Source organism: Aphanizomenon flos-aquae FACHB-1287 (assembly GCF_014698755.1).
Taxonomy (GTDB): Bacteria; Cyanobacteriota; Cyanobacteriia; order Cyanobacteriales; family Nostocaceae; genus Dolichospermum; species Dolichospermum flosaquae.
The window spans coordinates 46124-52768 of record NZ_JACJTO010000032.1 but is presented as its reverse complement, the minus strand read 5'-3'; the positions used below and the strand labels follow the sequence as shown (position 1 = coordinate 52768).

The 6645-nt window shown below is 38.4% G+C and carries 8 protein-coding genes; 6 read left to right on the top strand and 2 right to left on the bottom strand.

Annotated elements, in window-relative coordinates:
* Positions 1-26 precede the first annotated feature (26 nt).
* Positions 27-212 carry a zinc ribbon domain-containing protein gene (locus tag H6G44_RS20545; RefSeq protein WP_313885308.1) on the top strand — a complete coding sequence of 62 codons (186 nt, stop codon included), beginning with the start codon at positions 27-29 and terminating at the stop codon, positions 210-212.
* A 12-nt stretch (positions 213-224) separates the two neighbouring features.
* On the opposite strand, the gene H6G44_RS14950 is transcribed toward H6G44_RS20545, so the two are convergent.
* Entirely contained in the window at positions 225-1091 is an 867-nt protein-coding gene (locus H6G44_RS14950) for a shikimate dehydrogenase (RefSeq protein ID WP_190387217.1), read from the bottom strand.
* 205 nt (positions 1092-1296) lie between these two features.
* On the opposite strand from H6G44_RS14950, the gene H6G44_RS14945 reads away from it, so the two are divergent.
* Positions 1297-2199: an alpha/beta fold hydrolase gene (locus H6G44_RS14945; protein ID WP_190387218.1), complete on the top strand. Its 903-nt coding sequence runs from the start codon at positions 1297-1299 to the stop codon at positions 2197-2199.
* 242 nt (positions 2200-2441) lie between these two features.
* Complete coding sequence (locus H6G44_RS14940; protein ID WP_190387219.1) at positions 2442-2903, top strand: pyridoxamine 5'-phosphate oxidase family protein; 462 nt, start codon at positions 2442-2444, stop codon at positions 2901-2903.
* Positions 2904-2967: 64 nt separating this feature from the next.
* Here H6G44_RS14940 and ilvA read toward each other — a convergent pair whose 3' ends face one another.
* Positions 2968-4494, bottom strand: coding sequence for a threonine ammonia-lyase, biosynthetic (gene ilvA / locus H6G44_RS14935; protein WP_190387258.1), 1527 nt, complete (start codon positions 4492-4494; stop codon positions 2968-2970).
* 324 nt (positions 4495-4818) lie between these two features.
* On the opposite strand from ilvA, the gene H6G44_RS14930 reads away from it, so the two are divergent.
* The 3 genes from H6G44_RS14930 to H6G44_RS14920 all read left to right on the top strand — a co-directional run bounded on the left by H6G44_RS14930 (position 4819) and on the right by H6G44_RS14920 (position 6642).
* Positions 4819-5895 carry a RuBisCO accumulation factor 1 gene (locus tag H6G44_RS14930; protein ID WP_190387220.1) on the top strand — a complete coding sequence of 359 codons (1077 nt, stop codon included), beginning with the start codon at positions 4819-4821 and terminating at the stop codon, positions 5893-5895.
* Between the two features lie 302 nt (positions 5896-6197).
* Positions 6198-6443 (top strand): type II toxin-antitoxin system HicB family antitoxin, encoded by a 246-nt coding sequence (locus tag H6G44_RS14925; protein ID WP_190387221.1) that lies wholly within the window; start codon positions 6198-6200, stop codon positions 6441-6443.
* 1 nt (position 6444) lies between these two features.
* Positions 6445-6642 carry a type II toxin-antitoxin system HicA family toxin gene (locus tag H6G44_RS14920; RefSeq protein ID WP_190387222.1) on the top strand — a complete coding sequence of 66 codons (198 nt, stop codon included), beginning with the start codon at positions 6445-6447 and terminating at the stop codon, positions 6640-6642.
* Positions 6643-6645 lie beyond the last annotated feature (3 nt).

The following is a 6645-nucleotide window of genomic DNA, read 5'->3' as shown; positions in this document are numbered from 1 at the left end:
ACAAATGGGGGAAACTTGATTTAAAAATTCGGTCGGTTAAGTGCCTAAATTGTGGGACTGAACACGACCGAGATGAAAACGCCGCAAAAAATATAAATAAAGTCGGGATAGGGTATTGCCACGACTCTAAACGGGCGCAGAGACAGAGTAAGACTACCTCGGTAGCATCAGTCTGTGAAGCGTCAAGAATCACCTCGCCTTCAGGCAGGTGAGTATGTCAACCCTCAAATCCCCAGGTGATTTTGCAGTGCTTGACGCATTTCGGTGACCGGGACTGTTTCCCGTTGTAACCAAATTTTCAAGGCGGCTGCACCTTGTTGTACAAGCATTTCTAAACCATCGATAATAATTGCCCCTTGTGTTTCGGCTAGGTGTAAAAATTTACTGGGTTTAGGAATATAAATTAAATCATAGACAATGGCCTCTTGTGGCAAATAACTAATTTCCTGGCTACTCAATGGGGAGTCGTTAATATGAGGATACATACCAATAGGGGTTGTATTTACCAGTAGGTTAGCTTGATGAAGTAGGTTAGGTAATTCTGTCCATTCATGGATCTGAAATTGGTCTGCAAAAGGTGAATTTTGCCAACTTTGCCGAAAAGCTTGTAATTTCTGCCAATTACGCCCTACAACATGAATTTCTGCCAAACCGAGTTGAATACAACCAGCAACCACAGCCCTAGCAGCACCACCATTTCCTAAAATTACGGCTTTTTTCTGACTCCAATCCTGATGATATGTTGTTTGTAAAGGGGCAATAAATCCTTCTACATCTGTGTTTGTCCCTACCCATGTATCACCTTGACGGGTAACAGTATTCACAGCACCGATAACTTGAGCAATGGGGGAAATTGTGGATAATAAGGGTAATATCGCTTGTTTATGGGGAATTGTGATACTAAATCCGACTATACCAATACTAGCAAAACCAGCGATCGCTGTTGCTAAATTTTCTGGTGAAATGGGAAAAGGCAAGTATACATAGTCTAATCCCAGTTTAGCTAATGCGGCATTGTGCATCACTGGTGAAAGAGAATGTTCTACAGGATGTCCAATTACTCCCAAAAGTTTCGTTTTTCCGGTAATCATTTTTATCAGTTTTTAGGTCTAAAAAGATAGTTAGAAACCGCATCTATACGGGTAAAACCCACCTGGATTTGTATATCTTAATAGATATTAGTTCCCGTGGGCGGATTTTGTTTGTGTAGCTAAATTCTATTTACTTGGGATGCCAGTTACTTCTCTGATAATTTAATTTACAATTATTTACAGTAACTTAATATTTCTTGGCAATATGCAAACAAGAACGGACTCTTCTACAAATCCAATTCCTGGTCAATACTGGCAATGGCGCGGACATAGGGTGTACTATGTGCAAGCGGGAGAAGCACAACCTCTCCGTCCACCTTTACTATTAGTACATGGTTTTGGTGCTTCTACGGATCATTGGCGTAAGAACATTACAGAACTGAGTGCGGATTTCCAAGTATTTGCTATTGACTTATTAGGATTTGGGCGTTCTAGCAAACCTAATTTACAGTATAGCGGTAAGTTGTGGCGAGATCAACTTCATGATTTTATCAGTGAAATTATCTGTCGAAAAACGATTTTAGCTGGTAATTCTTTGGGTGGTTATGCTTGTTTATGTGTTGCTTCTCAATGTCCTGATAGTGCTGCTGGTTTAGTATTAATCAATAGTGCTGGATCATTTTCTCAACCAGAAAATCAAATTCAACCTTCTCCAAATCCTGTGCAAAAACTTTTAGGTAAACCTGCCAAATGGCTTTTTAAACAGCGATTATTACAAACTTTATTATTTCAATATACGCGCCAAAAGTGGGTAATTCGCCGAACATTAGAAAAAGTTTATCTTGATAAAGGTGCAGTTACAGATCAATTAGTAGAAGAAATTTATCGTCCTGCTTTTGATGAGGGAGCAATAGATGTATTTATTTCTGTTTTTAGCACTCCTCAAGGTGAGAAGGTTGATGTTTTACTTAAACAATTAACTTATCCATTATTGTTAATATGGGGGGAAGCAGATCCTTGGATGAGAGTTAGAGAAAGTTCTCGGAAATTCCATGAATATTATCCCCAATTAACAGAATATTTTCTCACAGCGGGTCATTGTCCCCATGATGAAATTCCCGAACAAGTAAATTCACATTTACGTGAGTGGGCAACTAGTTTAAGTTAAGACACAATTAAAGACAAGAATTTTTGAAGAATGGAGACGTTATCTAGAACGTCTCTACAAAATTATTTATTTAATGTCTAATAAATCTAATAAACATCTGTTATCAGACATATTTATTTAGTGAGAAATTGGTAGGAACAAATTTTGATAATTACGTCTTGAGACTCACGTATATCAATCGAAAAAGTTTAACACTAAAAATATCAATCATGTTCATAAAACTAAAATCCTAGTAGAATTATATGACACAATCTTTACATACAAAACCACAGGTTCAGGAATTACGTAAATTACTTGAAGGTCTTGAATGTGGGATGTTAACCACCATTGATAATGATGGTAGTTTACATAGTCGTCCGATGTCAATGTGGAATGAAATTGATAATGATGCTACACTCTGGTTTTTTACTTTAGCTAATTCCCATAAAGTCGTAGAAATTCAACATCATCAACAGGTGAATATCAGTTTTTCCGCACCTAATCAAGAACGATATGTTTCTATATTAGGAATAGCCGAACTAATAAGAGATCGTAATCAACTTCAATCAAAATGGCAACCAGGATTAGAAACTTGGTTTCCTCAAGGTATAGATGAACCTAACATTGCTTTACTAAAAGTAAAAGTTAATAAAGTAGATTATTGGGAAAGTTCATCTAGTTTTGTACCGCAAACAATTAATTTTTTAGAACTATCACACCGTTAAATTATCATACCGAAAATCTCCAGATCCTCAACTTTTTCAAGAAGTCGGGGATCTAAAAATTAAATCATCCTAAAAATAACTTATATGCGGGATTATCGCTTTCATGCCAATAGTGATAACCAAGAGTATCTAAAAATGATTGCCATTCTGACATTTCGTGGGGGGGAACTTGCATTCCTACTACAATCCGTCCATAGTCTGCGCCATTATTGCGATAATGAAATAAGCTAATATTCCAATCAGGAGATATGGAGGTGACAAATTGCATTAATGCTCCTGGACGTTCGGGAAATTCAAAGCGATAAAGGAGTTCATTTTCTGCTAGGGGAGAATGTCCTCCTACCATGTGACGCAAATGCAGTTTTGTTAATTCGTCGTCTGTGAGATCTATGGTTTTTAAACCATGAGATTCAAAATTTTCTACCATTTTTGCCGCGTCAGCGCGATTTTCTATTTGCACACCTACGAAAATATGCGCTTCTTTTTCGTTAGCAATGCGATAGTTAAATTCTGTCAGATTGCGTTTACCAATACATTCACAAAACTTTCTTAAACTGCCTCTTTCTTCGGGAATTCTGACTGCAAAGATAGCTTCTCGACGTTCTCCAAATTCTGCCCGTTCAGCAACAAAACGTAAGCGGTCAAAGTTCATGTTAGCACCACAGGCAACGGCGACCAGGGTTTGATTTTGAATTTGTTCGCGTTCTGTATAAAGTTTTGCACCAGCGATCGCTAATGCCCCCGCAGGTTCTAAAATAGAACGAGTATCCTCAAACACATCTTTAATGGCTGCACAGGTGGCATCTGTATCCACTAAAATAATTTCATCTACATATTGCTGACATAGCCGAAAGGTTTCTTCTCCGACTTCCCGCACTGCTACCCCGTCAGCAAATAAACCTACCTGAGACAAACGGACTCTCTCACCAGCTTGCAATGATTGATACATAGCGTTAGCGTCTACGGGTTCAACACCAATAATTTTAATATCGGGACGCAAGCGTTTAACATAAGCTGCAATACCGGAAATCAAACCACCACCACCAATGGCCACAAAGATTGCGTGAATAGGTTGCTGATATTGACGCAGGATTTCCATACCAATAGTTCCCTGGCCTGCTATCACTTCAGGATCATCAAAGGGATGTATAAAGGTTAACCCTTTTTCTGCTTCTAATTCCCGCGCGTAGGTGTAGGCTTCATCATAATTATTACCATATAATACAACTTCTCCACCCCGGGCTTTGACTGCATTAATTTTAACTTGGGGTGTAATCACGGGCATAACAATAATTGCTTTTGTTCCCAAGCGATTAGCAGCTAGGGCTACACCTTGAGCATGATTCCCCGCAGAAGCGGCTATAACACCCTGTTTCAGGAGGTCTGGTGTCAGGTTGACCATTTTGTTATATGCACCCCGTAGTTTGAAGGAGAAGACTGATTGCATATCTTCCCGTTTGAGAAGGAGTTTGTTATTTAGTCTCGCGGACAGGTTCGGAGCATATTCCAGTGGTGTTTCTTGGGCTACATCATAGACGCGGGCGGTGAGGATTTGTACTAGATAGTCGCAATACATATCAGGGGGTGTCATGGGGTTGGTTGTCAATTCTACCCCTTGTTGGGTCTTTAATCTAATTTTGAGAATGTGATTTATCTGTGGTTCAATATTTTTGCTAATTTGTCTAGTGGAGTACACACCAATTTATTCCCTATTCCCAGATAAAACTGAGGCCAATTGACAAAAAAATCCCCAGACACAGCAGCAAGTTAGCGGCCGACAATAGCGGAAACGCATAAAACCAAGATGTTAAGCGACATGATAGAATTAGAATTAACTAGAAAATCTGCGTATCTTCAGTCCGCAGGGTGTCAAACTCATTAGACAGTATTCACTTTCAACGCGCACTTTTTAATTATGACCGAAACACAGCCCAATCTCCAAAATCCCGAACAAAATACAGCTACAGAATTATTGGTCAAGCTGAGACAAAAACAGGGAACTTGGATAGAATGGGGACAAGCCATAGCTTACCTGCAAAAAAACGGTTACAATCCCCAAGAAATCTTTGAAGCCACAGGATTTGAACCAATTCAACAAAATCAGGTCATTGTCGGCTCTCAGGTTTACAATTCCATGGAAAAATGTGGCTCATCACTAGAAACATTAAAATATTATAGCAATAAAAGTAGTGATGTGTTATATGAATTACGTGGACTAACACAAGAAGACCGTGCTACCACTGCCGATTTAACCTATCAATATAAGCTAGATGCCGATGTGGTCAGGGATATAGCCAAAGCTGTTAAAGATTATTCTTGGTTTCCTAATTTACCAGAAGGTTTCAGTAAACATCCGGGAGATGCCATTGCCTATCAATCCTGGAAATATGCTAAACAAAAATCTGACCTCTCAGAGAGATCGCGCTTAATTGCTAAGGGTTTACGCTTTGTTCATTCCGAAACAGCTAGAAAACAATTAGAACAACTTTTAATGGACTTTAGCGTTGCTCCCAAAGTAGCTCCGCCTATACTACCATTTTATCGTCTGGAAATTGACGAAGACCTACCCCGGATTTTACCAGTAGTCGGTGAATTGCCATTAACACCAGAAATATTAAAAGCTGTACCTTTTATTACGGAAATTCCACCCTTTCGGATCGTTAAATTTGCTGGAGAACAGGCTTGGGTAGCTTTACCAGGTTGGAAAATCCTTCTCAACGCAGAAGATCCTGTAGTCGTCATTGGTAACAGTGATATCTTCCCCAATCCCCATCAAAACAAAATTGAACCAATCATGATTGTTATAGATCGATCACAAAGAGAATGGGATGTTTCTAACTACTTTGTATTTGACAATGGCGGTACTATTGACTTTCAGTGGTTTGAAACCGCACCAGCAATTCCCCTATTAGGAAAAATGATTGTTTTAGTTCGTCCCAAGAAAGTATTAGATGAGGAATATACCAAAGATGCTTGGCAAATTGACGAATAATGAAGAATAATTAATAAAAAGAACAGAGAAGATGTTTATTTTCCAATGCTAATCAAATCAATGTCATCTATCCAAAGACATAGATTAAATTTTTTGTAAAATTCAGCACAGCCTAGAGAAAGCATCGCAGTAGAAAGGGAGTTGTGGAAACAACCCCTTTAATTAATGCTTGGTGACTGGACAAGTGACAATATTTAATTGTGATCAAAAACTTATTTATAGTTATTAATATTTAACCCAGGTAAGTAATTTATGATATCATTTAGTCACCCTTGATTTTAATCTATAAGGAAATAGTAAAAATGCTGGCAAGTTACATTGATAAAGCAATGGAATTAGCAATTTATGAAATTATTGAAGATGATGGTACTTATTGGGGTGAAATTCCAGGTTTACAGGGAGTATGGGCAAATTATCAAACATTAGAAGGTTGTCGCCGTGAGTTAAAAGAAGGATTAAGTGATTGGTTAGCTTTGCGTTTACGTTTAGGTTTAGATATTCCTCTAATTGAAAATATTAACTTAAATCAAATTACACAGCTTGTATAAAATGCCTAGATTAACACCCGTTTCTGGGAATGATTTGGTAAAGCGTCTACTTGAGTTGGGTTTTGAAGGTCCCTACGCTGGTGGGAGACATCCACAAATGCGCCGGAATGAGGTAACTGTGATCATTCCTAACCCCCATGAAGGTGATATTAGCGTGGGTTTGTTATCAAGTGGCCAAACTCCTAGCGATAGAATCTAATTT

Coding starts and splice junctions, on each gene's coding strand:
- H6G44_RS14930 (WP_190387220.1), top strand. CDS start 4,819: ATGACCGAAACACAGCCCAATCTCCAAAATCCCGAACAAAATACAGCT.
- H6G44_RS14920 (WP_190387222.1), top strand. CDS start 6,445: ATGCCTAGATTAACACCCGTTTCTGGGAATGATTTGGTAAAGCGTCTA.
- H6G44_RS14925 (WP_190387221.1), top strand. CDS start 6,198: ATGCTGGCAAGTTACATTGATAAAGCAATGGAATTAGCAATTTATGAA.
- H6G44_RS14945 (WP_190387218.1), top strand. CDS start 1,297: ATGCAAACAAGAACGGACTCTTCTACAAATCCAATTCCTGGTCAATAC.
- ilvA (WP_190387258.1), bottom strand. CDS start 4,494: ATGACACCCCCTGATATGTATTGCGACTATCTAGTACAAATCCTCACC.
- H6G44_RS14940 (WP_190387219.1), top strand. CDS start 2,442: ATGACACAATCTTTACATACAAAACCACAGGTTCAGGAATTACGTAAA.
- H6G44_RS14950 (WP_190387217.1), bottom strand. CDS start 1,091: ATGATTACCGGAAAAACGAAACTTTTGGGAGTAATTGGACATCCTGTA.